This window comes from Pseudomonas syringae KCTC 12500 (genome assembly GCF_000507185.2).
Lineage (GTDB): Bacteria > Pseudomonadota > Gammaproteobacteria > Pseudomonadales > Pseudomonadaceae > Aquipseudomonas > Aquipseudomonas syringae.
On the sequence record NZ_AYTM02000002.1, the window covers coordinates 898,060 to 922,858 of the forward strand.

Consider the following 24,799-nt stretch of genomic DNA (forward strand, 5'->3'; position numbering starts at 1 on the left):
ATCGTTGTACATAAGCCTTGTGGGAGCATTCACGCTTGGCAATAAAAAACCCCGAGCATTGCGGCTCGGGGTTTTGCTGTGCGGTGTTGCAGATCAGTGGGTAACGCGGCTGGTGCCGTTGACGCTCATGATGCGCACGCGCTCGCCGACCCGGAAAATCTCGTTTTCCTGAACCTGCTGCACGTAGGCACGCATGCTGCCGTCATCCTCACGCACGGTGATTTCGACACCTTGCGTACGGGTCAGGCCTTCCTCGGTCGCCGAACCCAGCAGACCACCGGCCACTGCACCGATGACCGCTGCCACGATACTGCCGCGACCCCCACCGATAGCGCTGCCGCCCACACCACCCACAACGGCACCCGCCGCGCCGCCGATCGGGGTCTTGGTGCCCTCGATCTTGACCGGACGCAAGGATTCGATCGTCCCCATGCGAACTGTCTGTACGGTCCTGGCCTCATCACGGGAATAGGAATCACCGGTCAGATTCGAGGTACAGCCGCCCAGCGTCAGAGCCATGGCAGTGAACGAAGCAACCAGAAGAGCAGACTTGCGCATAAAAGGAATCTCCAGAGGAATCAGTGGCCATTAGACTACCCGACAAAGGTGCTGTCACGGCCCCGAGCCTGCAAATTAAATTGATTCAGGCCTCATACAGCCATAACCCGTATAACGCTCAGACGATTGGCCAAACGAATAATTCAATCAGGGTGCAAGGCGCTCGCGTGTCCATCTGTCGTCTATCAAACGATAGTTCAAACGGTCGTGAAGTCGACTGGAGCGGCCCTGCCAGAACTCGATCCGCTCGGGCAAAAGACGGTAGCCACCCCAGTGCTCGGGACAGTGTGGCTGGGTGTCTGCGAAGCGTTGCTCCGTCTGTCTGATCAGGCCTTCCAGTTCGTCGCGATCCGCGATCACGCGACTCTGTGGCGAGGCCCATGCACCCAGACGGCTGCCCAGAGGGCGCACCTGGTAATAAGCGTCGGATTCTTGCGCAGAGACTTTCTCCACCCGACCCTCGATACGCACCTGGCGCTCCAGTGTCGGCCAGAAGAAGGTCATCGCGGCAAATGGACGTGCAGCGATCTGCTGGCCCTTGGCGCTTTCGTAGTTAGTGAAAAACGTGAACCCCTTAGTGTCCAGGCCCTTGAGCAGCAAGACGCGGCAATGTGGACGTCCTTGCTCATCAACCGTCGCCAGTGTCATGGCGTTAGCCTCGACAGGCGGCTGCTCGGTGTTCACCGCATCGGCAAACCATGCATGAAAGAGTGCAAAGGGCTCGTCCGGCGATTGCGCTTCGGTCAACCCGTCGCGCGTGTAATCACGGCGCATGTCGGCCAGGGTCTGAGTCATGGTTTCATTCCTGCGCAGATATCATGAACGTTAGCTAACTCTCGTTACGAGGCTCGGCGCTCGCCGTTATCACACATTCGTTTTTGATTCTGGCCGAAGGCCGTGGGAGCGAACTTGTTCGCGAAGACGGTGATTCAGACGATACGTTTCGCAGACTGTACCGGCCTTTTCGCGAACAAGTTCGCTCCCACGCCCTCCGGGCAGAAGCCTGAAAGCCTTGTTTTTCAGGCTATTCAGGACTTGTGCACAACGCAAAGCGCGGAGCGTGGAGACGAAAGTCGTGAGGTAACCAGGCCTCAGTTACTGGCCTGGCTGTCATCTTTCTTGGCGGGCGCCTTGGCCTTGGTCGCTGCTGGTTTTTTAGCTGCTGCGGTGGTCTTGGCTGGCGCGGCCTTCTTGGCGGTGCTGGCTTTGGCCGGTGCAGCTTTCTTGGCGGTGTCTTTCTTCGCAGCGGCTTTCTTGGCAGGTGCGGCGGCAGGTGGCGGGGCAACCGGCTTGACGTCCTGGGTAGCGACCATGGTCGGCGCCACTGGCGGCAGTGCGTAGCGGCTCATCAGCGCGCGCATGGTGTCCTGCGGCGTCATGAGAATCTCGACCCGGCGGTTGAGCGCACGGCCCTGCAGGCTGTCGTTGGCAGCGCGCGGCATCACGGCACCCATGCCACGCTGGCTCAGACGGTTACGCTCCAGGCCACTGAGACGGAAAATCGCGGCAACCGATTGCGCACGTTCCTGGCTGATCTTCTGGTTGGCTTCGGTAGGACCCGAAGTGTCGGCATGACCGAGAATCAGCACGGCAGTTTTCTGATCGCCTTCGACCACCTTGGCCAGACGGGTGATCGGACCCAGCGTGTTCGGCAGCAGCATGGCCGGACGGTCAGGGTTGAACGAGCTGTCGACTGGCGCTGTGATTGCCAGCAGGTCTTCGCGACGCTCCAGCTGGAACGGGCTGTCCTTGATTGCAGCGCGCAGCCGCGGCTCGTACTCGTCCAGCCAGGCCTGGGTCACTTTCGGATCAGGCATCGCCAGCGCTTTCGGCTCGTCCTTGGAGGAGTCGTTGCCAAACGGCCACCACCACTTGGTGTCGGTCTCCGATTTGGCAACCATCGCCGGCGCAGCGGGCTTGGCTGCCGGCTTGTCGGCCACGGCATCAGGTTTGGCCTGCGCGTTATCGTTCGAACCGAACGGCCAGTACCACGGCGCGCTGTTTTCAGCACCTGCCACAGGTGCCGGCGTGGCAGCAGCCTTGGCAACCGGAGCGGGCGCCGGGCTCGATGCCGGGGCCTTGGCAGCGGTGCCTGCGTCAGCGGAGTCGCTGCCGGAACCGAACTGCCACCAATGGCCTCCGGTTGCAGCAGAGTCGGATTGTGGGGTTTGGGCACAGCCGGTCACGGCGATGCACAGGGCGAGAACGAGGCTTTTATTAGACGACATGGGTAACCCGCAACGGTTTTGATCAGACAGAAGGACGTAACTACGCCGGTATAACATGCATAAAGATGCAGTTGGAAAAAGAAACCGTCGTACGGTTCCTGTTACAGCCATTTAACTGACAGTCGGTATGAAACAAGCACTTATAGCCGATACTTACTGCAAACACTCACGCAGAACCCCGACCAGTTTCTGCGCACGTGGGTCCATCAGAATGTAGGGCCCCAAGGTGTTGGTAACGAAGCCAAAGGCAACCTCGTCATCAGGATCGGCGAACCCTACCGAGCCGCCCGCCCCCGGATGGCCAAAGGCTTTGGGCCCCAGGCCGTAGGTCGCGTTGGCAACGCCCGGCTGATCGAGCATGCAGCCCAGCCCCAGACGGGTCGAAGTCAGTAATGTCTTGTCCTGACCGAGGCTGTGTTCCCGGGTCAGCTCATTGAGCATGTCGGCTTCAAGCAGGCTGCCATCGAGCAGACCGTTATAGAAACCGGCGAGACTGCGTGCATTGCCGTGGCCGTTGGCCGCCGGTTGCTGCATGCGGCGCCACTCCGGCCTGTTGGTGCTGGTCATGATCGACGGCGGGTTGGTGAACGCCTTGGCAGTGATCGAAGCCGGCTCGCGCATCGTCGCTTGCAGCACGCGTTGGGCAGCGTCGTCACCGGCATTGCCTTTGCCGCGCGCGATGTGGGCCACGCGATGAAACTGGTCATCCGGCAGCCCAACATGAAAATCCAGCCCCAGCGGGCGGGCGATACGCGCAGCAATGGATTCCCCAGGGCCTCGACCATCGGCGCGGCGCAGCATCTCGCCCACCAGCCAGCCATAGGTGATCGCCGCATAACCATGCCCCTGACCCGGTGTCCACCAGGGTTCTTCGGCTGCCAGGGCGGCGGTCATGGTGTCCCACTGATAAAGCGCTTCGGCAGGCAATGGCTCACGCAACGCGGGCAGCCCGGCCTGATGGCAGAGCAATTGGCGCAGGGTGATGGAGGCCTTGCCCGCAGCGGCGAATTCGGGCCAAAGCCTGGCCACGGGTTCGTCCAACTTCAACTTGCCCTCTTCGACCAGTTGCAGAACCGCCACGCTGGTGAAGGTCTTGGTGCAGGAGAACAGGTTGAGAATAGTGTCGGTGTGCCACGCATCGGCACCGTCCTTGTCGGCAGTGCCCGCCCACAGATCGATGACGGTCTGGCCACCAACCTGAATGCACAAGGCGGCGCCGCGCTCCTGCGGGTCGTCAAAGAGCGCCGCAAAGGCTTCACGTACTGCTTCGAATTGAAGTTCGTAATGACCCTGGATCTGCAACGGCTGACTCCTGACTGACAACATGAGCCTGGCGACAGGCTAAACGGGCCGTATTGTTTCAGCGATCGAGCGGTTTGGGAACAGATGTGAAACGCTCTTCATCTTTGGCTCACGTTATTTCCCGACGGAACGGTGGCAGCGCATTGAGAATCGCCTTGCCATAGCGCTGGGTGACCACGCGGCGGTCCAGCAGCGTGATGGTGCCGCGGTCCTCTTCGGTACGCAGCAAGCGACCACAGGCCTGCACCAGACGCAACGAGGCGTCGGGCACGGCGATCTCCATGAACGGGTTACCGCCACGCGCTTCGATCCACTCGGCCAGCGCAGCCTCGACCGGGTCATCCGGCACTGCGAACGGGATCTTGGCGATGACCACGTGTTCGCAGTAGGCGCCGGGCAAATCCACACCCTCGGCGAAGCTGGCCAGCCCGAACAGTACGCTGGACTCGCCGCTGTCGACGCGTGCCTTGTGCTTGTTGAGGGTCTCCTGTTTGGACAGGTTGCCCTGAATGAACACCTGCTTGCGCCAGTCACGATCCAGGCCGTCGAAGACGTCCTGCATCTGCTTGCGCGACGAATACAGCACCAGCGTGCCTCGCGAACCCTCCACCAGACCGGGCAGGTCGCGGATGATCGCGGCGGTATGCGCCACCGAGTCACGCGGGTCGGCCTTGAGGTCCGGTACACGAAGCACACCGGCATCGGCGTGATGGAACGGGCTTGGTACCACGGCGGTCACCGCCCCTTTGGGTAGCCCGGCACGCATGCGATAGCGGTCGAATTTGCCCAGCGCGGTAAGCGTCGCCGAGGTGACCAGCGCGCCGTAGGCGATGTTCCACAAGTTGCGGCGCAGCATTTCCGCCGCCAGGATCGGGCTGGCATTGACCTCGATATCGAACATTGCACCGCTGTCGGCCAGGGTCAGCCAGCGCGCCATTGGCGGGCTGTCTTCCGGGTCTTCGGCGGTGAAGGCGGTCCATAATTCCCAGTTGCCATGCGCGCGGGCCAGCAGGCTGCCGAACAGCGGATACCATTCTTCGGCCTGATGGCTGGCGATGCCGATGTTGACCTCACCGTCCATGCCTTCCTTGAGCAGCTCGGTCAGGCGCGTGAACAGGTCGTCGAGGCGCGCGAAGCCCTTCTTGAGCTCGATGCCCATTTCGCGGATGTGCTCGGGAATCACGCCGCCGACAAAGCGGTGACGTGGACGCTCGCGGCCCTGCATGTCTTCACCGGCGCGGAAATCCGCCAGTTGCTCGCAGGCACCGAACATGAACTGCTGATGGCCCTTGATCTCGCGGGCCAGCTCCGGCACCTGCTCGATCAGCTTGCCCAGATCGCCGGGCAGCGGATGCTGGGCCAGCAGCTTGGCGAGGTTCTTGGCAGTCTGTTCCAGCCAGTCGGCGGTCGATTTCAATCGGGTGTAGTGGGCAAAGTGGCCGATGGCCTTGTCCGGCAGGTGATGACCTTCGTCGAATACGTACAAGGTGTCACGCGGGTCCGGCAGCACCGCACCGCCACCCAGTGCCAGGTCGGCCAGCACCATGTCGTGGTTGGTGACGATCACATCGACCTTGCCCATACCTTCACGCGCCTTATAGAAGGCGCACTGCTGAAAGTTGGGGCAGTGCCGGTTGGTGCACTGGCTGTGATCGGTGGTCAGACGCGCCCAGTCCTGATCGGCGAGTTCCTGCGGCCAGCTGTCGCGATCGCCGTCCCACTTGTTGCCCGCCAGCTTCTGCAACATGCTGGTGAAAAGCTTCTGACTGGCCTCATCGACTTCGATCTTGAAGCCTTCTTCTTCGAACAGCTGCGCGGTCGCGTTGGTCGCGTCACTTTCCTGCAGCAATGCGTCGAGCTTGGACAGGCACATGTAACGCCCGCGCCCCTTGGCCAGGGCGAAGGTAAAATTCAGACCGCTGTTGCGCATCAGGTCCGGCAGGTCCTTGTAGACGATCTGCTCCTGCAGGGCGACGGTCGCGGTGGCGATCACCAGCCGCTTGCCTGCCGCCTTGGCGGTGGGAATCGAGGCGATGGCATAGGCCACGGTCTTGCCGGTACCCGTTCCGGCTTCGACGGCCACTACCGCTGGATCGCCCGAACGACGGCCCTCTTCATCGGTGTCAATGTCCCCCAGCACCTTGGCGACTTCAGCGATCATCAATCGCTGGCCATAGCGTGGCTTGAGGCTCTTAGCTTCGAGGAAACGCGAGTAAGCGCCCTGGATCTGGGTTTTGAGTTCGGTACTGATCATTGGCTTCGGTTCGGGGGCACGGCTAAAAAGGCTGGATAAATTTTCAGTAGTTCTGAGTGGGCGCTATCATAGCGCGCTAAATCCATCCGCGCAGAACGGAGTGTCCGATGACCGCTTTTTCTACTGTCTATACATTGCATCTGCTGGCTGCCCTGGTGTGGGTTGGCGGCATGTTTTTCGCCTGGATGGTGTTGCGCCCAGCAGTCATTGCAGCACTTGAAGGCCCTTCTCGCCTGAAAGTGTGGGTCCAGGTGTTTCCGCGCTTCTTCGCCTGGGTCTGGGCTGCGGTGGTGCTGCTGCCGATAACCGGCATCGGCATGATTCAGCTCAACTTCACCGGCTTTGAAACCGCGCCGCGTTATGTGCAAATCATGATGGGCCTGTACGTCGTCATGGTTGCGCTGTTTTTGCGTATCCAGTCATTGCAACTGCCGGAGCTGCGTCGTGCAGTGGAAACCGAACAGTGGGCCGAGGGCGCGGCGGCATTGGGCAATATCCGCCGCCTGGTCGGCATCAACCTGATTATCGGTCTGGCCGTGGTCATGCTCGCCGCTGCTCGTCCGGGCCTTTGAGGCAAAACGGAACATCACGGGGCACTGGCGGTGACACCGCGCACAGCTTGCGGGCATTTTCCTGCCCGATCAGTCATCTTCTGCACATGATATCCAAGGCATTCAACATCTTGAAACAGTTTGGCATGGGCTGTGCAAACGCTTGCGATCAGCAGTACGCGCCCACGAAAAGGAGCTTCAATGCCACAGCCGCCATTCACTCGACCTGCAACGCCCTCAAGATTCCTTATGCCACTGCTGTTCGCCGCCGCCGCGGCGCTGCCCTGTACCAGCGTCCTGGCACAGCCCGCCGCGGCCGAAGACTCGGCGCAAGGCGAAGCACTCAGCCCGCCCGCCTCGCCCAAGGAAGGTAAAGGCGCGTATTTTTCAGACTGGCTCAATCAGGACCTGACGCTGATCGGCAGCAAGGACATCAGCTTCGGCCCCAAGCCCAACGATGACATCTACCTGGAGTACGAATACTTCGGCCGCAAAGGGCCGTTCGAGCTGTACGGCTATGTCGACGTACCGAAGATCCTCGGCATCGGCAATGATAATGACAAAGGTGTCTGGGACCATGGCTCGCCGCTGTTCATGGAACACGAGCCACGCGTCTCGATCGACTACCTTGCCGGGCGCAGTCTGGCCATCGGCCCATTCAAAGAATGGTACGTCGCCTTCGACTGGATCTATGACCACGGCAGCAATACGGCGAACCGGGCCAACACCTTGTACAGCGGCCTGGGCACTGACATCGATACCCACTCGCGGGTCAATCTGTCGGCCAACTTCTATGGCCGCTACCAGTGGGAGAACTACGGTGCCAGCAACGAATATTCGTGGGACGGCTATCGTGCCCAGCTCAAATATATCGTACCGATCAGCACCTTCGACAACGGCGCCTCGCTGACCTACATCGGCTTCACCAACTTCGATTTCGGCTCGGACCTCAAGAACGATCCGGCACGCACCGGCAACTCCACGGTCGCCACCAATGTGCTGCTTTACGCCTTCACGCATCTGCGCTTCACCCTGGTTGGCCGCTACTTCCACAATGGCGGCAACTGGCAGGACGGCAGCGAGCTGAACTTCGGCGATGGCAACTTCCGCGCGCGCTCTGATGGCTGGGGCTACTACGCAGGCGTGGGTTACCAATTCTGAACCTTATTATGACGACAGGAGTTTTCATGAAACACACCACTCGCAACACACTGTGCGCCACGCTGGCACTACTCAGCCCTGCTGTCTGGGCGGCTACCGCGCCGGTGGCACCGGTCACGCCCAAGGTCATGCTGGTCGCCATGTTTGCGCCCGAAGCACAGAACTGGATCGACCGGCTGCATCTGACCAAGGAAATCCAGGTGCCTGGCCTTGCCGCCGAGTACCCGGCCATCCGCTGCAATGACCAAGACGTCTGCCTGCTGGTCACCGGCATGGGCCAGACCAACGCTGCGGCATCGACCCTGGCGCTGGCCCTGTCGCCGCAATTCGACCTGCGCAAGACTTACTTCATTGTCGCGGGCATTGCCGGCATCAACCCGCACCGCGGCACACTCGGCACCACGGCCTGGGCGCATTATCTGGTGGAGTTCGGCACGCAGTGGGAAATCGACTCCCGCGATGTGCCCAAGGAATGGCCGACCGGTTATCTGGGCATCAACACCAAGGGACCGAACGAGAAGCCGCCGCTGGATTACAAGACAGAAGTCTTCGAGCTCAACCCCAAGCTGCAGGCCAAGGCGTTTGCCCTGTCGCACAAGGTGATACTCAGCGAAAGCAAGGAATCCGCGGCCTGGCGCGTCAAATACCCTTATGCGCCTGCCAACCAGCCGCCGCAGGTCACGCAGTGCGACACGCTGGCAGGTAATACCTGGTTTTCCGGGACGCGTCTGAGCGAGCGTGCGGAAGTCTGGACCAAGCTGCTGACCGACGGTAAGGGCGAGTATTGCACCACCCAGCAAGAGGATAACTCCACCTACGAGGCTCTGCTGCGAGCGAGCAAGGCAGGCAAGGTCGATGTCAATCGCTTGGCTGTCGTCCGCGCGGGCTCCGACTTCGATCGTCCGTATCCGGGTTACAGCGAGGTGGACAACTTGCTCAAGTATGCCGATCAGGGTGCCTTCGTCCCGGCGCTGGAAAACCTCTACCGCACCGGCAACCCGCTGGTGCAGGCGATTGTCGGCGACTGGAAGAATTGGGAAAAAGGCGTACCGCAATAATGTGATGTGAAGCGGGTCGCGACTGTCCGGATCATGGCCTTGCACCTGATCCGAACAGGCTCTCACAGACTACAGACGTTGCAGGATCAACGCGCCTTCCGGTCCCGGAGCACCTGGCAGACCTGGCTCACCCTGTCTGCCAGACTTGCCGCCTTCAGCGCGGTAGACAACACAGCCTTTCGACGCACCGCCCTTCCCTGCCTTGCCGCCTTCGCCACCTTTGCCCGCCGCGCCGCCCGCGACATTCACCTTGATGCGTTCGGCCGGATAGCTCTGTGGCAGCTCAAGACGAACCTGCGCGCCCGCAGCGCCATCGTGGCCATTGCCGCCGCTGTCGCCGTTATAACCACGCCCGGCCTGGCCCCAGGTACAGCCCGGGGCTTCGCCCGAGCCGCCATCCAGACCGGCATAGCCTGGGCTGCCTGCGCCACCGCGGGCGTCAATCGACAGTTCTTCGGCATCCAGGCTCTGCAGGCGCAGGGTCAGGTTGCGCCCTGGCCGTGCCGGTTTCTCGAAAGTACCCGGCGCACCCCGTGCGGTGATCTGGCTGCCGGTGCCGAACTCACCGTGCAGCACGACCATGTTGAACGACTGCACACCAGGGACAATGGCAATTCGCGCTTCGTGCCCCAGTACCAGCTCGCCAATCTTCACATCATCGATACCGGCCGGAATCAGCAGAGTGCCGTAGTCGGACACTTCAAGGCGCTCGACCTGCAGAACGCTGCTGTTGCCAGGCAGACGCATCAGCGAGTGTGGAGCGACGATAATTGCCTGAGCCATGGCCAGAGGGCTGAACAACGCCGCCAGCAGAACGAGCTTACGCATGAGTGTGCCCCCTGACCGAACGGCCGATGGATTGAACATGAAAGATGCCAAACAGGATGATTTTGCCCCGGTCGCGCCACGGATGCCGGCGACCGCGCAGGCTGCCGTTGAACAGAATCAGCTCCAGCAAATGAGTCAACAACAGCACCGCGCCGGCCATGTCGATCATCACGCCAAACGGGCTGGGCGCCTCAATCGCCGCGTTGACCAGCACCACCAGCCAAAAGCCCAGCATCAATATCTTCCCCAGCCCCCAAAACACCTTCATTGCCCGCCCACCCCTTGTCATGATCCGTTACGAAATTGCAGTCTTCGCATGCTTTTCGTCGCCGCACAGTAGACGTGCTGTACGCCGAATATGCCAGCGGTGTATTGAGAAAGATCCGGAATGATCTCGGCGCTGGACAATTATTGTGTGCGGCAATGCTGCAATCAAGGTTAGCGGACACCAGAAAGCCCTGTCACAAGGGTGCAGAGCTTTTTACAGGACCTCTGGTGTGTATCGAGCCTGTCAGGCCTCGCTGGGAGTCTTGGCCTGGACGACTGGACGTACCACCGGCACCGGACGCTTGTACCACCAGACACCCACCAATACCGCAGCGACGCCAACCCATTGAACCAACGTGAGCTGCTCATCGAAAAAGAAGAACCCGATCAGAATCGCCACCACCGGACGGGCCAGTGCCGAAACAGAGGCCAGTACGACATCGACGTGCCTGAGTGCATACGCCATCAGGCCATGGCCCAGAAGCTGGCTGATCAGCGCGAGCAACGCAATGACCACCCAGCCCTGCACGGTGTCCGGCAGAATCTTCGCACTGGTGAGCAAAGCGATGGGCAGCAACAGCACTGCACAGGTAAAGCTATTCCAGATAATGATCTTGCGAGACGTGAAGCAGTCGCGCAGCGATTTGATCAGGATCAGGTAGATCGCATAGAAAAGCGCGGAGTTCAGGGCCAGCAGGTCGCCAGTCACGCTCTGGCTGGAAAACGCCACGCTGGCACTGCCGTCAAACACCAGCAGACAAGCCCCGCCGATACTCAGGGTCAGCGCCAACACTTGATAGACGCCGATTTTTTCCTTCATGAACAGATAGGACAGCAGCGCCACAAACACCGGGGACAGGTTCATCAGGATCGACGTGTTGGCCATGCTGGTCAGCTTGACCGCCCAGTGATTGGACAGCAGATCCACACACGACACCACGCCCGACAGCACCAGCAGCCAGAGCATCGCCCGCCGGCTGCGCGCCGTACCGACAGCCCCGGTCTCAGTGTTTTTACCTGCTGGCCAGGCGGCCAGCGCAGAGGCCATACCGCCCGCCATGAACATTCGCAGCATCAGGGTAGACGTGGCATCCACTTCACTGAGCTTGACGAACGCAATGGCGGAGGCCACACCGATGGTACTTATGATCAGTGCCAGAACAGGCAGAAACGCCTTATTACCCACCTTCATGACGGTCCCTCGAAGTTATAGGAGTTGAGTCGCGCAATGAATGCCGCCGAACTGCTTTTGATGCTCTGTAAAGGCGATCAAATGAACATGACAATCAAGCTCAGCCAGCTGATCAAGCAGGCGTACCGGTGCGTTTTGATCGATCCAGACATGATTGCCCAATGAAAATGCATTTGCGCACCATGCCGCCATCATTTCGTCGTCCAGCAGTATCAGGCCGATACCCGCAACCTGTGCTGCCTGGCGAAACGTCAGGTCCTTGCCAGTCAGTTGCCAGCCCGATGACATGCGCCGATAAACGCTGACCAGGGAGCGGTCGGCTGCGTCCGCTCTTGTCGCGTCGATCAGCAGGGCGTCGCGCAGCAGGCAGGCGTAGTGATCCAGGTGAAACTGTTCGGGATTACGCCATATGTCCTGCACCGCCAGCACAACCTCGCCCTTGAGCAAGCTTGAAGCCAGCAAGAACTCGAGCACCGGTGCCTCGGTACGAAAGCCGGTGTTGATCAAGGATATGTGTTCGTTTTCCAGATAATCACCGCCCTCGAGCACCTGATCGAGTTCGACAGGAACGTGACCATGGGCAGCGACCACCTGCTTCACCACGTCAACCTCGCGCGCCCTGTCCTGACGCTTTAGCCGCCCGAAAACCGGCTGCCCGCCGACGTTCATGAAGTGGTCCCGCGGAAACAGAAGCCCGTACAGCGGTTGAATACGGTAGCTCTCGTAGGTAGCGTCCGGACTGATCCGGCCCAACTCGTCATCGTAATGCAGCCTTAGCTCGGGCTGGTTGATGATGATCTCGGCCAACTCCTGCCGACTGCAGCGGAGCAATTGCTGGTGAGCAAGCTGCTGGCGCCCGTGTTCGACATTGTCGGCAAAGCGCAACGCCCGCCTTGCCAAGCGCCGCATATCCTCGATGGCCACATGCGGACCGTCTTCGCTGAACAGCGCATCGGACAGGAAAACGGTCGGGAAACCCGCTGCATTGAAAGAGCTGGCCAGAGCCATGACATCGGCATCTGCCTGCCGAAGCGAATACGGCTGCTGCGATTCCATGAAGACCGACATGGAAACAGGCTGCACGACAGAGGGAAGCTGCAGGAGCACTTTCATTCAGGTTCCAGAAATCAGGTTGCGCGAATCGACGTCTGCAAAATACTCATGCACTGCACAATGGCCTGCTCTATCGCAGCCTGGGTGTCGGCGGCGAAGTGCAATCTGGCGGGGATATCCTCGTAGCTGAACGCATTTGAATCGCCCTGGGACTGCACGCTGCTATAGGTCAGCAGCGGATGGGAGAGCTCCATCAGCGGATCGAAGGTGAACCCGCCGGGGAACGGATTGGGCATCATCAGAAAACCGGTGATTCGGGTGTCTACCGGAGCGATAGCCACTTCCAGCGCGGCGCGGGTCCAGAGCTCATACAGGTCGATCCCCTCGCTGCGCAACGCGACAAACGGAATCTCACCGCCACCGACTCGACCGCCGATCTCCAGAAATACGAGCTCGCCACGACGTTCGATGATCTCCAGGTGAATGGCCTGGTTGTGCAGGTTGAGGCGCAGGCAGACTTCTTCGGTGAACGCACGCACTCGCGCGATGAATGCCCGGTCATCGACCGTGACCGAGCCGAGCGGCAGGCCATTGCGAAAGTCCAGGCAGGTGTTCAGGTACTTCGACACCTTGAAGTACGGCATGCTGTCAGCCGCCAGTATCGCGTCGACATGATAGATATCGCCTTCTATGTACTCTTCGACTTCGTAGCCATTGAAATCCGGCAGGTCGGGTATATCTTCCAGGCGCTCGATCTTCACCACGCCGTCCGAGGCTGCGCCAACCTGGGGCTTGAGGATGACCGGAAAGCCGTGCTCATGACAGAAGGCTTCGACGCCGCCACGCGACGCTACATTCCGATACTGAGGATAACGAACCGAAGAACCGGTCAATGCTTCCTTCATGCTCGCCTTGTTACGGCACAGCAGGTTATCGGCGACCTTGGCACCGGGTATGTTGAATTCGGTACGCACCAGCGCAGCGGCGTCCAGATCGTATTCCGAAAAGGCGATCACGAAATCGACAGGCTGACGACGATGAATGGCCCGCGCTTCCTGAAGTATCAGATCGGCGTCCAGTGCGCTGACTTCGACTACGTTGGCGCTGACCTGCGGATCAATCAGCCGCGAGTGCCCTGCCAGTGATATGTAGGAGACATCGACCTGCGAGTGATCGATGTAGTTGCGGTAGTCCGAAAGCTCGTCGTCATAGCGGTTGATGATCAGGACATGCTTCATACGATTCCAACCTCTGTGTGTACCCGCCCGACGAGGCTTCTTACAAGCGCCTCGTCGGTACCGCCGAACATGACGTAGCCGATTCTTGAGGTCCAGTCCTGATCCGAGCCAAGAGCGTCGCCGGATCGGTAATAGACCTGATGCGAAAGGTAATACGGACTGTCGAAAATGTCGGAGAGCCCTTGCAGCTCGGTAAATTCGCTCTTGTCGCCTCGGGGGATGAAAGCGATGGCACTGACGCCGTTCGCATGTGGCACGGCCCGACTGTCGATGTCCAGGTACTCACACAGTGTCTCTTTGGCAAGGTCAATGCCGCTGGCACGCCTGATCAACTCGACGATATTGTCGCCTGGAAGACGGGCCGCCAGTTCAACCGCTACCGGCTGACCTTGTGGCGTTACACGCAACTCCAGGTGGAACGGCCCGACGTTCAGCTTTATGGCCTCAAGCACCGCCAGCGAATAGTCGGTCAGTACCCTGCGAAATCCTTCTTCATAGCCTTGGCCCACGATGTGACCGACTTCGACAAAGTACGGCTCCGAGCCGAGCAGTTTCTCCGTGATGGACGCAAGGGTGACGCTGCCATCGCTGCGCACGATGCCTTCGACACTGTATTCAGTGCCGGGAATGTACGCTTCGACAATCAGCTGGCCACTGGCAGTAAAGCCGATGTCGTCGGGCAGTGATTGACGAAATGTCTCCACTGCTTCGATCAACTCTTGATGGTTGTAGAGCTTGCGCACACCGATACTGCCCGCCATATCGATCGGCTTGACCACCGCCGGAAAGCTGAAGCCCTCCGGCACAGCTACCGGCGCGTGGGCATCCAGAAGGAAAAAGCCGATCGTGCTCAGCCCCGCCTCAGTCAGCCGGCTGCGGAAATTGAATTTGTTGCGCACTTTCTCTACTGCACTGTCGTGCAGATGCGTTGTGCCTGACGCTGCCCCCAGGCGCGCGGCCATGGACACGGCGTACTCCACACCGGGAAGAACGGCGCGGACGTCTCCCAACTCATTGATTTTCTTCAGCTGTGCCTCAAAATCACCGGTGTCGATTTTGATGACCTGACGTACCTTGGCCCGCAACTCAGCGTTGAGCTCCTGCTCGCCACCGTCACAGGAAAACACATAGACACCGACGCCCAGCTGCTGCGCCGCATTGATATAGTTAATACCGGATGAAACAGGATCAATGACAACGATGGACATGGCTCAGTCTCCGACTATCCAAAACTTTCAAGTTCACACAAGGGAAGGTTCTTTAACTTGCCGATCACCCCATCCGACCCGACGCCGATGGTGAGCGTGTCGTGCATCAAGTGTTCGCCAATGGCGAAGTCAGGGTGGGTCCATTCGGAAAAAGGAAAGTTGGTCACGTGAACGTCGCATTCAACCGTTTTGCGGAACATCTCTATACACCCTGCGTGATAATCGCTGAGGCCTGCACGATTGACGGCGTAAATGGCAACTTCACGAATACCGTACTTCGCTACCAGTTCCTGCGCACGACTCAATGCCGCGCCCATTCCACTTCCACCACTCACGACATTCAAACGACTCAGGGACTGTTCATAGACCGGCAAGGCAGGACTTGCAATTGAATATTCCAGCGGTTCGCCCACTGGCCACTGCAACAATAACCCCGAGAACAGGCCACCCTCACGCAATTTCACATGGCAGGTCAGGCTGTCGTAATCCTTGCCACCCAAGGTCACCACAGAATAACTGCGCACCGCTGAACCCTCGGGATATTTCAAACTGATGACCGACTTGGCGTTATAGAAAACCTTTTTGACCTCGAGCACGACTTCCATTATTTGCCCGGACAGCATCCGTTTGCTTTTCAGCCTGGCCTTATGAAAGGTGCTGATCGCTACACGAATATCAATATCCGTTTCAGCACGACTGACGCATGGCAGAAAGGCTTCATTCAAGGCAACGACTTTTCCCTGTTCCAGAACGCGCCCCGAAACAAGTGTGCACTTGCACACTCTGCACACCCCTTTGAGACACCCCCTTACCAACGCTTCATGAGGAAGGGCATCGGTAAGGGGTTGCTGACTCTCGGCGGTGTAAGTCTGGTCTCCAATACGCACACTGTAGATTGCCATTACACCGACCTTGAGTAAGGTGTATTAAAGCGTTGCTGCACGCAGGGCCTGGAAGTACTCACCGACCATCGGTATGAATGCCTTGATATGAACGACAGCCTTTTGCAGATCCTTCTCGTCCTTGATAACCGACGCCAGCATATTGTTCATCATGCCGCTGTGATCCTCGGCTTCGTCGAAAGCCACGTGAGAAGCCGCTCCGCTGACCGCTGGCTGGCCCATGCTGGCACTGGCCTTCTGGGTGATGAACGAGCTGTATTTGTCGCCGTAGTATTCGAGGAACCAGTCCCAGGTGATCGAGGACAAAGGACCGAACTTGCTGACGCAAAAGTTCAGGTAACCCATGAGTTTCCAGGTTTCCGGGAAGGCGAACTGCGCCTGAACGTCGGAAGGAGAATAGCCGTACGTGATGAGGTCCTGACCGAACATTTCGTCGTGGCCGAACTCATCATACAAATAGTAAGACAATTGTTTGGCGGCGGAAATGTTGTCGACTGCCGCAACCTGTACAGCACGTGCGTCCAGTTCGTTGTTCATGTGAATGCGGATCACGCACTCCAGAATATGACGCTTGTAGTAAGACTCATTGAACCAGTCGCCTTTATGGAACTCGCCCATGACGGTGTCTTTTTTGAATTCTGCTTCCAGGCAGGTATCAACAGTGCTTTCAAGCGTCTTTAGCATCTCAGCGGTGGATATCATCGGTTGCTTCTCTCCATGTTAATCATTAATGGCTTAATGATATTTAATATTCAGCGCCCTGCTGAATCGTGTTATCCGTATCACAACAAAACAAATGACCGACGGCCAGAACCGCGAGCGAAAGCTGATCGATAGGTCAAACAACGATTGCGTAAAATAAAAAATGACGTCAAACAAGTGACCTTGCCTATTGCCAGAGGCGGCAGCTAAACAGCCTGTGTTTTTTAACAGCCGTCACTGACACGCACCCGAATGGCCCGGGCAATATCATCGCTTTACGTATTCAAGGCGCACAGAAAGACGGTCCATAATAATGAACGTTGCACGTCTAATAGCCCATGGCCAGAATATTCTGCGTGTCCGCTGGACACACAGCACATACCACGCCTTTATCAAGGCATCGCAGAGATTACAATTGAGTTACATAGTAGGTATTTATACGTCGCGTCCATGCAGCCACTCTTGGGATCCAATTTGTGTTGCGGATCCTAATGCGTCTGAAAACAGCTTGCAAGTAACTTTATAATCTAAGTATCTGCCAAATGGCTTAATAACCCGGTCGCTGCACCTGAAAGCCCGTGAACGACGCTTTCCAGACCTCGTCGGGCAGGCTAGTCTTGTCAGCTAACCAGAGGACTTTCAATGACCGTCGGCTACTCGAACCGTACGCCCCAACAAGCGCTGGCTGCCCTGCTCGATCGCTATGCGCCGCAGCGTCTGCTGTTGATCGGCGCTCAGGCGTTCCCGGCGTTGCAAGCCTTTCAGGAGGCCCACCCGCAGACCGAGGTCGCGCTGGCCGAACCCGGTGCGCTGCCTGCCCATCTGGCGGCGCAACGTTTCGATCTGGCGCTGGTGGTCGATTGTCTCGAACACATCCCCAAGCGCACTGGCCTGGAACTGCTGGGTGGCATCCGCAACCTCAACGCCAGCCGCATCGCGGTGCTCGCCGACTTGCAGGCCTGCGGTTGGCAGGAGACGGATTTTTTCTCGCTGGCGCTGCAGTCCAGCGAACGCTTCGCCCGCGACGAGCAGGTGCTGAACCTGTTTACGTACGACTTGCGTGAGTACAAACAGGTGCCCGACTGGCTGAACGCGAAGTACTGGGCTAACCCGGAGAATTTTGGAAAGTATTGGTGGTGACCTATGAGTAGTGCCATTTGCCCCTGCGGCAGCGGCGATCTGTTGCTGGCCTGCTGCGGTCGCTATCACGCAGGTCAGCCTGCGCCAGGCGCGGAAAAGCTGATGCGCTCGCGTTATAGCGCCTATGTGCTGGGGCTGACTGACTATCTGGTCCAGACCACTCTGCCGGTGCAGCAAGGCGGGCTGGACCGTGAGGCTATCGCTCAGTGGAGTGCGCAGAGCACTTGGTTGGGGCTGGAGGTAGAAAGCTCGGAGGTGTTCGGCGGCAAGCCGGAGCATGCGTTCGTGACTTTTACCGCTCGCTGGCATGATGGCAATGGTGAGCACAGTCATAAGGAGCGTTCGTCGTTCGTGCAGAATCAGGGGCGCTGGTATTTTATCGATTCAACCGTGCCGTTGAAGGCTGGGCGTAATGATGCGTGTCCGTGTGGCAGTGAGCAGAAGTTCAAGAAATGCTGTTCGGCTTATGTGGACTGAGTTGCGGCTCTTTGCTTGAACGTCGAGAACTCCGCGGTTGACTATTGTCCCCATGCTCCGCGTGGGAATGCAGCTCGTGACGCTCTGCGTCACACGGCGGTTCTGCGATTCCAGGTGAATTAGGGCTCGGCTCAGGTCACCTTTTCACCCCCTGACTATCGTTCCTCACGCTCTGGTGGGAATGCAGTTCGTGACGCTCTGCGTCACACGGCGGTCTGCGTTATCAGGTGGATTGGGCTCGCCTTAAAACTCCAATTGTGCCGAGAACGCGACGGTGCGTGGGTCGCCCAGGTAGCTGCTGTTTAGCCAGTATTCTTTGTTGGTCAGGTTGCTGACGTTGACGCGCAGGGTCAGGTCGTTTTCTGCAAGGCGCAGGCGGTAGCGGGCTCCGGCGTCGAAGGTGGTGAAGGACGGCAGGTCGTTTTCGTTGCTTTGATCGGTGTATTGCTTGCCGGTGTAGAACGCCCCGCCGGTCATGGCCAGGCCTGGTATAGGGTTGATGTCGTATTCGGCATAAACCTTGGCCAGTTGCTTGGCGACGTTGGTCGGTACGTTACCTTCATCCGCTGCGACGCCGGTTTTCTTGATTTTCGGGTCGAGCAAGGTAAAGCCGCCAACTACGGTCAGTTCCGGGATGACCTTGCCGGTGACGCTGAATTCCAGGCCGTTGTTCTCCTGACGTCCGTCCACAACGTAGATGTTCGAGGCAGTGGTGTAACCGTTGGGCTTCTCGATGTTGAACAGCGCCAGGGTCAACAGGGTTTCACCTAGCGTCGCCTTGGCACCGATTTCGTATTGCTCACTGATTTCAGGCGCAAACGCCTGGCCGGCATTGGCGGTCCCGCTAGGCGCGACGCCTCCCGATTGCAGGCCTTCTATATACGTGGCGTAGGTGGTCAGCCACGGCAGCGGTTTATAGACCAGCGAGATGTTCGGCGAAGTCTTGCTCTCGTTGTAGGTGGTCTCGGTTTCGGCGGAACCGAACGCCTTGGCGTAGACGAACTCGTTGGCGTAGGTTTTGATCTGCGTGTTGGTCACACCCAGGATCGCCGACCACTGCTCGTTGAAGGTGATGACGTCACCGATCAGGACGTTGTTGCTTTCCGAGCTGTTGGCCAGGCGCTGGTCGCCATGCCCGATGGAGTACGCAGGCTTGCCAACCTGAGGCGTCTGGTCCAGCGGTATTGTGCCCACTGGCGAGGTGTATTGCGGGCCCGGCTGATCGGGCGTGTACGGAACGTGATCCTCGTACTGCTTCTGGCGCGAGGTATTGCCCTGATAGCCCACGGTGACCTTGTGACCGATGAAGCCGGTATCGAACGCCGCATCGAGGAACAGCGAGCCGGTCTTTTCTTCGGTTTCAATCGGAGCGAAGGCATACAGCGGCTGCGAGTAAAGGCCCGCGCTGTAGACCGTCGGCCCGGTGTAGGTGTTCTCCGAGGTGTACTGCTGGGCCGCGAAGGCCGCGCGCAAGGTGAAGGTGTCGTTCAAACGCCACTTGGCGCGCACACCGGCCTTGTCGGACTCGTAATCGGAAAACGACCACTTCTGGCTGTAGAGCTTGTCGTTGTCCAGCGATGCCGCGCTGGGGCGCAGGGACTGGTCGCCGAAATACCAGTAACTGGTCAGGCCGCGAATTTCGGTCTTCTTGTGCGAGGCGTCGAACTGTACCAGCAGGTCGTCGGACACGTTCCAGTCCAGTGCCAGGGAAATCATCTCGCGACGACGCTTGTTCAGATCGACGGCCGTTTCACCATCCTGGGTCAGCACATTAAGGCGATAGGCGAACTTGCCCTCGCTGTCGATCGGCCCGCCGAAGTCACCATGCAGGTAGTAATTCTCACCCCCGGCATTGCCCAGGGTGACGCTGTTGTAGCGTTGATAGGTCGGGCGCTTGAGCACGTAGTTGACCAGCCCGCCCGGCGAGGCTGGACCATACAGGAAGCCGGTCAGACCGGTGATGACTTCCAGTTGCTCCATCTCTTCCATGTAGTTGCTGCCGTCGGCACCGTTGGTGAACCGCAGGCCATCATTGGCGATGTTCAGGCTGCCCGCGCTGCTGAAACCACGAATATTGACGGCACTGGCATAACCGGCGCTGGTCGGCGAGTACATCTGGGTGAACGGGTTGTGCTTGATGACATCGTCCAGCGAGGTCGCCTGGATGTTTTTTAGCAATGCCTGAGGCGTGACGCTTATGGAATAAGGCGTGTCCTGCAGCCGCATGCCACCCAGCGCGCCGACGCTGCTGACGTTCTCGCTGCGATAACCTGCTGCCTCCGAACCTTCGAGGGGCGTGCTGTTGGCGTTGATGTTCACGTCCGACAGGTTCAAGGCGCTCTGTTCCATGGCCATCAGCGTGTACGTCCCGGCACTGCTCTGCACCAGTTGCAGGCCGCTGCCACGCAGGGCCTCGCGCAAGGCCGTCGCCGCGTCGAAATTGCCTTTCACCGCCGAGCTGGTTTTGCCAGCGACCAGCGCCGGGTCAAGACTCAGTGCCAGACCACCCTGGCTGGATATCTGATTCAGCGTGGTCGCCATCGGGCCTGCGGGTAGATCGTAGGCAACCAGGCTGGCCTGCTGCGCCGCCATCGACAGCGGGCTGGTCATAGGCGTGCACAGGGCGATCGCCACGGCCAACAGACTGGGACGCAGAAGGGTGTCTAACGAACGGGACATCGGGCAACTCCTGATGGAATACTTCTCAATGCCTGTTAGCCGGACGAGCGCTCGAAAGTAACAGGGCTGATTGAAAATAATTCCGTTTCAGGATTCAGCAGACTCGCAGCGTCACTCCGGGATGATCTTCAGGTGCGACGTATCGGGCGCCTCCTGCGACTCGGATTTTTCGACCTGTCCCATGTCGCTGCCCACCGGGGCCAGGCTCAAACGCGAGAGATCCAGCAGCGGCGCAACACGCTGAGGCTTGTCGGGCAGCAACTCGACGCCCGCTTCTGCGACCGAGTAATCCGGCGCATCGACGTCCACAAAAGCAGCCATATAGGCGTCGCGCGGTTTGATCTGCAAACGCCCAGGACTGACCGGGGTCTTGCGCAACCAGTTCGGTGCGTCGGGCGGCGGCGCCAGTTCGACCTCTTCCATAGGCAATGGTGTATTCATTTCCAGCACACGCACCAGAGCACCCGCGCGCTCGAGGGTGGCGCGATATTTCTCTGCCGTTGCTGCGTCGAGATTGTTTTTCAGAACCAGTCGGCGTCCCGAGAACAGGAGGTCCAGACGTTCGGCATCTGCATTGAACAGCTTGCCAAGGTTAGCCCTTACCTTCTCGGGTTGTGCTCCGGCGACCAGTTCGGCACTGAAGACAATTTCGTAGAGATTCATGGAAGAAGACACCGATATGCACGTCAATAAAAGTATGGCGAAGCGTCAGACAGCGCAATAAGCGCGTTGCCGTTGAACGTCGAGTTGGTAGACTCAGGCGTCAAAGGGAGCACATCCATGTTTTTTCAGGCGCACATTACAAGAATCATAAGCCTTGCGTTGATCCTGTCCGGGCTCAGCGGATGCTCGCTCCTGAGTTTTGACCGCACTCAGGAACCGGAAGTGCATTTGCTGAAGGTCCAGGTGGTCAAGGCGAGGCTGACACAGCAGGATTTCAAGCTGTACTTCGAAGTCGATAACCCCAACGAAGACAGCTTGCTGGTACGTGGCCTGAAGTACAAGATCACCCTCAATGACATGGTCCTTGTCGATGACACGTTCAGCGACTGGTTTGTCGTCGACGGTAATAGCCGCAAAACCTTTGTTGTGCCGATTCGCACCAACCTCTGGCGCTACGCACGGTACATCGCTCAACTGCTGAAAAAGCCTGATGAGCCGGTTCATTATCAGCTGGACGGCAAGCTCAAGACCGGCATCGTGTTCAGGCACAACGTGCGCATCGGCACTTCAGGCGACGTGCTGCCGGAAGACCTGATCCAGCGCCGTTAATCATTCAGCCTATCCGCCCAGCTTGCCCTTGATCAGCTCCAGAAGAAACTTCCAGATGTCCGCGGCCCACAATGCCCGGTTGACGGCACTGATCAGCGCACCGCCGAACGATCCCAGCAGAAACCCCACCCCCGTAGTGTTGCGCGGATCTGCCACGCCAAGGTAATCACTGGCGATGCCGGTGAGGAATACTGCACAGGCCACGCCGGTCACCAGAAAAACCAGCCAGGCACGCCAGTCGAGCAGACCTGCCTTATGCCACCAGCCAGAAATGATCGCACCCACCAGACCGGCTACCAGCCATTCGCCTCGGTCTGCCAAACCATTCAAGATATCCATCGCTTCTGACTCCGTTCAAGAAATACAGCCGTTCACGAACACAGAAAAATTCAGACACTGGGGGGGCGTGCCGCGGATTGCTGCGGCGCAGGCACCGTTAGAAAACCGAAAAAATTAAGCATGCTTAAAACCACAAGCAAACGTATGCCACCAACCCGCCGCGCCACCGGGCGAACATCAGAGGCTTGAGGTCAGTTGTCGATGTAGCGCTGCCAGCCAATCCTTACCGAACCGTCTGGCTGACGGTCAATCTCGATGCCTTCGGTCTCTTCGATTTCCTGCAGCACCACGTTCCAGCTGTCCACGGGCTCATCATCACGACGAGCGACGATGACCCACTGGGTCTTTTGAACATTCGGCGCGGAGACCAGCCTTTGAATGCGCTTGCCGATCTGTTCGTAGGAAGACCTGCCTGTCGATCCAGTATCATTGCCAGCCATGATAGCCTCCGAGGCATAACTGTATATAAATACAGTATTCCAGCTGTATGAACCTCGCAAGCATTTCGTAGGACGTTTCCTGCCGAGCATCTTTGGCGAAAAAGCCTGCAAGCCTTGTCATGCGAGGCTTACAGCTTGCCAGTCATCCTCACCGCTACGCCGATAATGCGACAGTCGGCACCGCATTCGATCATTTTGTACGCCGGGTTCAGGGGCTTCAGGTAGCGTGTGCCACCGTCCTCGACCAGCTTCTTGAACGTCGCCTCGTTGCTGGCGGGCAGCTTGGCGATCACCAGCTTGCCGGGCTGCACATCAGCCTCCGTGTCCACCAGAATCATCATTCCTTCCGGCACACTGACGCCGGTGGGCGCGGTCATCGAATCGCCCTTGACCTCCAGCCAGAACGCCGGCCCCTTGGAGTCGTAGTCGGAGATTTCATAGCGGTCGGAAAAGCCGTCGGGATAAGGCTGAACCGCCTCTTCCCAGGAGCCCGCCGACACCCAGCTGATCACCGGATAGCGGAAGGACATTTTCGGCTGATCGATCAGCGCAACGTTGGCGTCGAAGGCAGGCGCCTGTTCCGGCCCCTCGCCAATCGCCAGCCATTCGGCACGAAAGCCCGTGGCCCTGGCCAGTGCGTAAAGATTTTCCGGCCGCAGGCTTTTGCTTTCCCCACTGATCCATTGGGTAACGGCAGAGTTGGCCACGCCGCACTGGGCGGCAATCTCACCTTTCTTCAGGCCGCTGGTGGCGATTGCCCTGGCGATACGTTCCTGTCGGGTCATGAGTCGGCTCCGCACACGGTAATAAAGAATACTGAAAAATGCTCAACTTATACTAAGCATACTTAAAAAATGGCGCTGTGCGAATCCCAATATCCCGATACTGCTTGGCCGTGATTTGCGGGATAATGCGCGCCAGATTTAATTGCGGAGTAAAACCGATGAACCAGCAAGCCCATGTGCATGGCCCCGATTGCAACCATGATCACGATCACCACGACCACCAGCACGGCCATGTACACGGTCCAGACTGCGGTCACGCTCACCAGGAACCGGTGCGCAATACCCTTAAAGATGTCGGTCGTAACGATCCTTGCCCGTGCGGCAGCGACAAGAAATTCAAGAAATGCCACGGCGCGTAAGGCGCGGAGCATTATGGACGACGGCCTGCATTGCAGGCCGTTTTCATTTGTAGACGGCAGGTGAGCAAGGTAAAACATGGGGTTTCGGTCACCCACATGGAGCGCTCAATGATCGACCTGCATTACTGGACCACGCCCAACGGGCACAAAATCACGCTGTTTCTGGAAGAGGCAGGTCTGCCCTACACGATCTTTCCGGTGAACATCGGCAAAGACGAGCAATTCAAAGCCGAATTCCTGAAAATCGCCCCCAACAACCGCATCCCGGCCATTGTCGATCACCAGCCTGCTGACGGCGGCGCACCGCTGAGCCTGTTCGAGTCGGGCGCCATTCTGCTGTACCTCGCCGAGAAGACCGGGCAATTCATCCCGCAGGATCTACGTGGTCGCCAGGAAGTGTCGCAATGGCTGTTCTGGCAAATGGGCGGGCTCGGTCCGATGGCCGGTCAGAATCATCACTTCAATCGTTTCGCCAAGGAAAAGATCCCCTACGCGATCGAGCGCTACGTCAAAGAAACCGCACGACTGTATGACGTACTGAACAAGCGTCTGGCCGATCGCCAGTTTGTGGCGGGTGACGAGTACAGCATCGCCGACATGGCGATCTACCCATGGATCGTGCCGCACACCTATCAACAGCAGAATCTGGACGGCTTCCCGCACCTCAAGCGCTGGTTCGACAGCATCGCCGGTCGAGAAGCGACCCAACGCGCGTATGCGCTGGTCGAGAAGATCAACCCGTCGAAGCCTTGAGTCCCCTTGGACTCAAATGGCGACTCTTGTGCCTGCGCTGAGCAATGGCACAA

At 58.7% G+C, this 24,799-nt stretch carries 26 protein-coding genes; 8 read left to right on the plus strand and 18 right to left on the minus strand.

What is annotated here, in order from left to right; all coding sequences use genetic code 11:
- Nucleotides 1-93: 93 nt before the first annotated feature.
- The 5 genes from V476_RS04430 to dinG all read right to left on the minus strand — a co-directional run bounded on the left by V476_RS04430 (nucleotide 94) and on the right by dinG (nucleotide 6,342).
- Nucleotides 94-558: an outer membrane lipoprotein gene (locus V476_RS04430; RefSeq protein WP_003314430.1), complete on the minus strand. Its 465-nt coding sequence runs from the start codon at nucleotides 556-558 to the stop codon at nucleotides 94-96.
- A 147-nt stretch (nucleotides 559-705) separates the two neighbouring features.
- Nucleotides 706-1,353: a pyridoxamine 5'-phosphate oxidase gene (gene pdxH / locus V476_RS04435; RefSeq protein WP_024960387.1), complete on the minus strand. Its 648-nt coding sequence runs from the start codon at nucleotides 1,351-1,353 to the stop codon at nucleotides 706-708.
- Between the two features lie 296 nt (nucleotides 1,354-1,649).
- Entirely contained in the window at nucleotides 1,650-2,786 is a 1,137-nt protein-coding gene (locus V476_RS04440; protein ID WP_024960388.1) for an OmpA family protein, read from the minus strand.
- Nucleotides 2,787-2,939: 153 nt separating this feature from the next.
- Entirely contained in the window at nucleotides 2,940-4,088 is a 1,149-nt protein-coding gene (locus tag V476_RS04445; protein ID WP_024960389.1) for an EstA family serine hydrolase, read from the minus strand.
- A 109-nt stretch (nucleotides 4,089-4,197) separates the two neighbouring features.
- On the minus strand, nucleotides 4,198-6,342 hold the full coding sequence (gene dinG, locus V476_RS04450) for an ATP-dependent DNA helicase DinG (protein ID WP_003402334.1): 2,145 nt from the start codon (nucleotides 6,340-6,342) through the stop codon (nucleotides 4,198-4,200).
- A 107-nt stretch (nucleotides 6,343-6,449) separates the two neighbouring features.
- Here dinG and V476_RS04455 point away from each other — a divergent pair, with 107 nt between their 5' ends.
- From V476_RS04455 to V476_RS04465, 3 genes are all read left to right on the plus strand, one after another.
- Nucleotides 6,450-6,914: a CopD family protein gene (locus V476_RS04455; protein ID WP_024683172.1), complete on the plus strand. Its 465-nt coding sequence runs from the start codon at nucleotides 6,450-6,452 to the stop codon at nucleotides 6,912-6,914.
- A 180-nt stretch (nucleotides 6,915-7,094) separates the two neighbouring features.
- Nucleotides 7,095-8,054 (plus strand): nucleoside-specific channel-forming protein Tsx, encoded by a 960-nt coding sequence (locus V476_RS04460; protein ID WP_024665270.1) that lies wholly within the window; start codon nucleotides 7,095-7,097, stop codon nucleotides 8,052-8,054.
- 26 nt (nucleotides 8,055-8,080) lie between these two features.
- Complete coding sequence (locus V476_RS04465) at nucleotides 8,081-9,112, plus strand: purine-nucleoside phosphorylase (RefSeq protein WP_024960390.1); 1,032 nt, start codon at nucleotides 8,081-8,083, stop codon at nucleotides 9,110-9,112.
- 69 nt (nucleotides 9,113-9,181) lie between these two features.
- Here V476_RS04465 and V476_RS04470 read toward each other — a convergent pair whose 3' ends face one another.
- From V476_RS04470 to V476_RS04505, 8 genes are all read right to left on the minus strand, one after another.
- Nucleotides 9,182-9,940: a hypothetical protein gene (locus tag V476_RS04470; protein ID WP_017279540.1), complete on the minus strand. Its 759-nt coding sequence runs from the start codon at nucleotides 9,938-9,940 to the stop codon at nucleotides 9,182-9,184.
- Nucleotides 9,933-10,208 carry a DUF1145 domain-containing protein gene (locus V476_RS04475; protein WP_003363526.1) on the minus strand — a complete coding sequence of 92 codons (276 nt, stop codon included), beginning with the start codon at nucleotides 10,206-10,208 and terminating at the stop codon, nucleotides 9,933-9,935. The genes V476_RS04470 and V476_RS04475 overlap by 8 nt, the downstream gene beginning before the upstream one ends.
- A 243-nt stretch (nucleotides 10,209-10,451) precedes the next feature.
- On the minus strand, nucleotides 10,452-11,399 hold the full coding sequence (locus V476_RS04480; RefSeq protein WP_024960391.1) for a DMT family transporter: 948 nt from the start codon (nucleotides 11,397-11,399) through the stop codon (nucleotides 10,452-10,454).
- 15 nt (nucleotides 11,400-11,414) lie between these two features.
- A complete protein-coding gene (locus V476_RS04485) occupies nucleotides 11,415-12,512 on the minus strand; it encodes an arginine deiminase family protein (protein WP_024960392.1) in 1,098 nt (365 codons plus the stop codon).
- 14 nt (nucleotides 12,513-12,526) lie between these two features.
- Nucleotides 12,527-13,690, minus strand: coding sequence for an ATP-grasp domain-containing protein (locus V476_RS04490; RefSeq protein ID WP_024960393.1), 1,164 nt, complete (start codon nucleotides 13,688-13,690; stop codon nucleotides 12,527-12,529).
- The gene (locus tag V476_RS04495) at nucleotides 13,687-14,898 is read right to left on the minus strand and encodes an ATP-grasp domain-containing protein (protein WP_024960394.1); all 1,212 of its coding nucleotides are present in this window, start codon (nucleotides 14,896-14,898) and stop codon (nucleotides 13,687-13,689) included. Before V476_RS04495 ends, V476_RS04490 begins: the two co-directional genes overlap by 4 nt.
- Before the next feature lie 14 nt (nucleotides 14,899-14,912).
- On the minus strand, nucleotides 14,913-15,800 hold the full coding sequence (locus V476_RS04500; RefSeq protein WP_024960395.1) for a 2Fe-2S iron-sulfur cluster-binding protein: 888 nt from the start codon (nucleotides 15,798-15,800) through the stop codon (nucleotides 14,913-14,915).
- Between the two features lie 24 nt (nucleotides 15,801-15,824).
- On the minus strand, nucleotides 15,825-16,502 hold the full coding sequence (locus V476_RS04505) for a hypothetical protein (protein WP_003314413.1): 678 nt from the start codon (nucleotides 16,500-16,502) through the stop codon (nucleotides 15,825-15,827).
- A 642-nt stretch (nucleotides 16,503-17,144) separates the two neighbouring features.
- Between V476_RS04505 and V476_RS04510 the strand changes: the two genes are divergently transcribed.
- Entirely contained in the window at nucleotides 17,145-17,642 is a 498-nt protein-coding gene (locus tag V476_RS04510; RefSeq protein ID WP_003314411.1) for a DUF6231 family protein, read from the plus strand.
- A 3-nt stretch (nucleotides 17,643-17,645) separates the two neighbouring features.
- Nucleotides 17,646-18,119: a YchJ family protein gene (locus V476_RS04515; RefSeq protein ID WP_003314410.1), complete on the plus strand. Its 474-nt coding sequence runs from the start codon at nucleotides 17,646-17,648 to the stop codon at nucleotides 18,117-18,119.
- A 243-nt stretch (nucleotides 18,120-18,362) separates the two neighbouring features.
- On the opposite strand, the gene V476_RS04520 is transcribed toward V476_RS04515, so the two are convergent.
- Both V476_RS04520 and V476_RS04525 read right to left on the minus strand, forming a co-directional pair.
- Nucleotides 18,363-20,798, minus strand: a complete 2,436-nt coding sequence (locus V476_RS04520) for a TonB-dependent receptor (protein WP_024960396.1) — start codon at nucleotides 20,796-20,798, stop codon at nucleotides 18,363-18,365.
- A 111-nt stretch (nucleotides 20,799-20,909) separates the two neighbouring features.
- A complete protein-coding gene (locus V476_RS04525; RefSeq protein WP_024960397.1) occupies nucleotides 20,910-21,461 on the minus strand; it encodes a hypothetical protein in 552 nt (183 codons plus the stop codon).
- Between the two features lie 117 nt (nucleotides 21,462-21,578).
- Between V476_RS04525 and V476_RS04530 the strand changes: the two genes are divergently transcribed.
- Complete coding sequence (locus V476_RS04530) at nucleotides 21,579-22,070, plus strand: LEA/WHy family protein (RefSeq protein ID WP_003314407.1); 492 nt, start codon at nucleotides 21,579-21,581, stop codon at nucleotides 22,068-22,070.
- Nucleotides 22,071-22,079: 9 nt separating this feature from the next.
- Here the strand turns inward: V476_RS04530 and V476_RS04535 are convergent, their stop codons facing one another.
- The 3 genes from V476_RS04535 to V476_RS04545 all read right to left on the minus strand — a co-directional run bounded on the left by V476_RS04535 (nucleotide 22,080) and on the right by V476_RS04545 (nucleotide 23,634).
- Nucleotides 22,080-22,409 (minus strand): hypothetical protein, encoded by a 330-nt coding sequence (locus tag V476_RS04535; RefSeq protein WP_003314406.1) that lies wholly within the window; start codon nucleotides 22,407-22,409, stop codon nucleotides 22,080-22,082.
- Nucleotides 22,410-22,600: 191 nt separating this feature from the next.
- Nucleotides 22,601-22,849: a DUF1654 domain-containing protein gene (locus V476_RS04540; RefSeq protein WP_003314405.1), complete on the minus strand. Its 249-nt coding sequence runs from the start codon at nucleotides 22,847-22,849 to the stop codon at nucleotides 22,601-22,603.
- A gap of 128 nt (nucleotides 22,850-22,977) precedes the next feature.
- A complete protein-coding gene (locus tag V476_RS04545; RefSeq protein WP_024960398.1) occupies nucleotides 22,978-23,634 on the minus strand; it encodes a LexA family protein in 657 nt (218 codons plus the stop codon).
- Nucleotides 23,635-23,792: 158 nt separating this feature from the next.
- Between V476_RS04545 and V476_RS26645 the strand changes: the two genes are divergently transcribed.
- Together V476_RS26645 and V476_RS04555 are read left to right on the plus strand one after the other, a co-directional pair.
- Complete coding sequence (locus V476_RS26645) at nucleotides 23,793-23,993, plus strand: SEC-C metal-binding domain-containing protein (protein ID WP_003314401.1); 201 nt, start codon at nucleotides 23,793-23,795, stop codon at nucleotides 23,991-23,993.
- Between the two features lie 108 nt (nucleotides 23,994-24,101).
- A complete protein-coding gene (locus tag V476_RS04555) occupies nucleotides 24,102-24,746 on the plus strand; it encodes a glutathione binding-like protein (RefSeq protein WP_024960400.1) in 645 nt (214 codons plus the stop codon).
- Nucleotides 24,747-24,799 lie beyond the last annotated feature (53 nt).

What these genes read in the sequence shown, in the direction of transcription:
- V476_RS04430 (WP_003314430.1), bottom strand. Translation starts at nt 558, where the DNA reads ATGCGCAAGTCTGCTCTTCTGGTTGCTTCGTTCACTGCCATGGCTCTG.
- pdxH (WP_024960387.1), bottom strand. Translation starts at nt 1,353, where the DNA reads ATGACTCAGACCCTGGCCGACATGCGCCGTGATTACACGCGCGACGGG.
- V476_RS04440 (WP_024960388.1), bottom strand. Translation starts at nt 2,786, where the DNA reads ATGTCGTCTAATAAAAGCCTCGTTCTCGCCCTGTGCATCGCCGTGACC.
- dinG (WP_003402334.1), bottom strand. Translation starts at nt 6,342, where the DNA reads ATGATCAGTACCGAACTCAAAACCCAGATCCAGGGCGCTTACTCGCGT.
- V476_RS04455 (WP_024683172.1), top strand. Translation starts at nt 6,450, where the DNA reads ATGACCGCTTTTTCTACTGTCTATACATTGCATCTGCTGGCTGCCCTG.
- V476_RS04460 (WP_024665270.1), top strand. Translation starts at nt 7,095, where the DNA reads ATGCCACAGCCGCCATTCACTCGACCTGCAACGCCCTCAAGATTCCTT.
- V476_RS04465 (WP_024960390.1), top strand. Translation starts at nt 8,081, where the DNA reads ATGAAACACACCACTCGCAACACACTGTGCGCCACGCTGGCACTACTC.
- V476_RS04470 (WP_017279540.1), bottom strand. Translation starts at nt 9,940, where the DNA reads ATGCGTAAGCTCGTTCTGCTGGCGGCGTTGTTCAGCCCTCTGGCCATG.
- V476_RS04475 (WP_003363526.1), bottom strand. Translation starts at nt 10,208, where the DNA reads ATGAAGGTGTTTTGGGGGCTGGGGAAGATATTGATGCTGGGCTTTTGG.
- V476_RS04480 (WP_024960391.1), bottom strand. Translation starts at nt 11,399, where the DNA reads ATGAAGGTGGGTAATAAGGCGTTTCTGCCTGTTCTGGCACTGATCATA.
- V476_RS04485 (WP_024960392.1), bottom strand. Translation starts at nt 12,512, where the DNA reads ATGAAAGTGCTCCTGCAGCTTCCCTCTGTCGTGCAGCCTGTTTCCATG.
- V476_RS04490 (WP_024960393.1), bottom strand. Translation starts at nt 13,690, where the DNA reads ATGAAGCATGTCCTGATCATCAACCGCTATGACGACGAGCTTTCGGAC.
- V476_RS04495 (WP_024960394.1), bottom strand. Translation starts at nt 14,898, where the DNA reads ATGTCCATCGTTGTCATTGATCCTGTTTCATCCGGTATTAACTATATC.
- V476_RS04500 (WP_024960395.1), bottom strand. Translation starts at nt 15,800, where the DNA reads ATGGCAATCTACAGTGTGCGTATTGGAGACCAGACTTACACCGCCGAG.
- V476_RS04505 (WP_003314413.1), bottom strand. Translation starts at nt 16,502, where the DNA reads ATGATATCCACCGCTGAGATGCTAAAGACGCTTGAAAGCACTGTTGAT.
- V476_RS04510 (WP_003314411.1), top strand. Translation starts at nt 17,145, where the DNA reads ATGACCGTCGGCTACTCGAACCGTACGCCCCAACAAGCGCTGGCTGCC.
- V476_RS04515 (WP_003314410.1), top strand. Translation starts at nt 17,646, where the DNA reads ATGAGTAGTGCCATTTGCCCCTGCGGCAGCGGCGATCTGTTGCTGGCC.
- V476_RS04520 (WP_024960396.1), bottom strand. Translation starts at nt 20,798, where the DNA reads ATGTCCCGTTCGTTAGACACCCTTCTGCGTCCCAGTCTGTTGGCCGTG.
- V476_RS04525 (WP_024960397.1), bottom strand. Translation starts at nt 21,461, where the DNA reads ATGAATCTCTACGAAATTGTCTTCAGTGCCGAACTGGTCGCCGGAGCA.
- V476_RS04530 (WP_003314407.1), top strand. Translation starts at nt 21,579, where the DNA reads ATGTTTTTTCAGGCGCACATTACAAGAATCATAAGCCTTGCGTTGATC.
- V476_RS04535 (WP_003314406.1), bottom strand. Translation starts at nt 22,409, where the DNA reads ATGGATATCTTGAATGGTTTGGCAGACCGAGGCGAATGGCTGGTAGCC.
- V476_RS04540 (WP_003314405.1), bottom strand. Translation starts at nt 22,849, where the DNA reads ATGGCTGGCAATGATACTGGATCGACAGGCAGGTCTTCCTACGAACAG.
- V476_RS04545 (WP_024960398.1), bottom strand. Translation starts at nt 23,634, where the DNA reads ATGACCCGACAGGAACGTATCGCCAGGGCAATCGCCACCAGCGGCCTG.
- V476_RS26645 (WP_003314401.1), top strand. Translation starts at nt 23,793, where the DNA reads ATGAACCAGCAAGCCCATGTGCATGGCCCCGATTGCAACCATGATCAC.
- V476_RS04555 (WP_024960400.1), top strand. Translation starts at nt 24,102, where the DNA reads ATGATCGACCTGCATTACTGGACCACGCCCAACGGGCACAAAATCACG.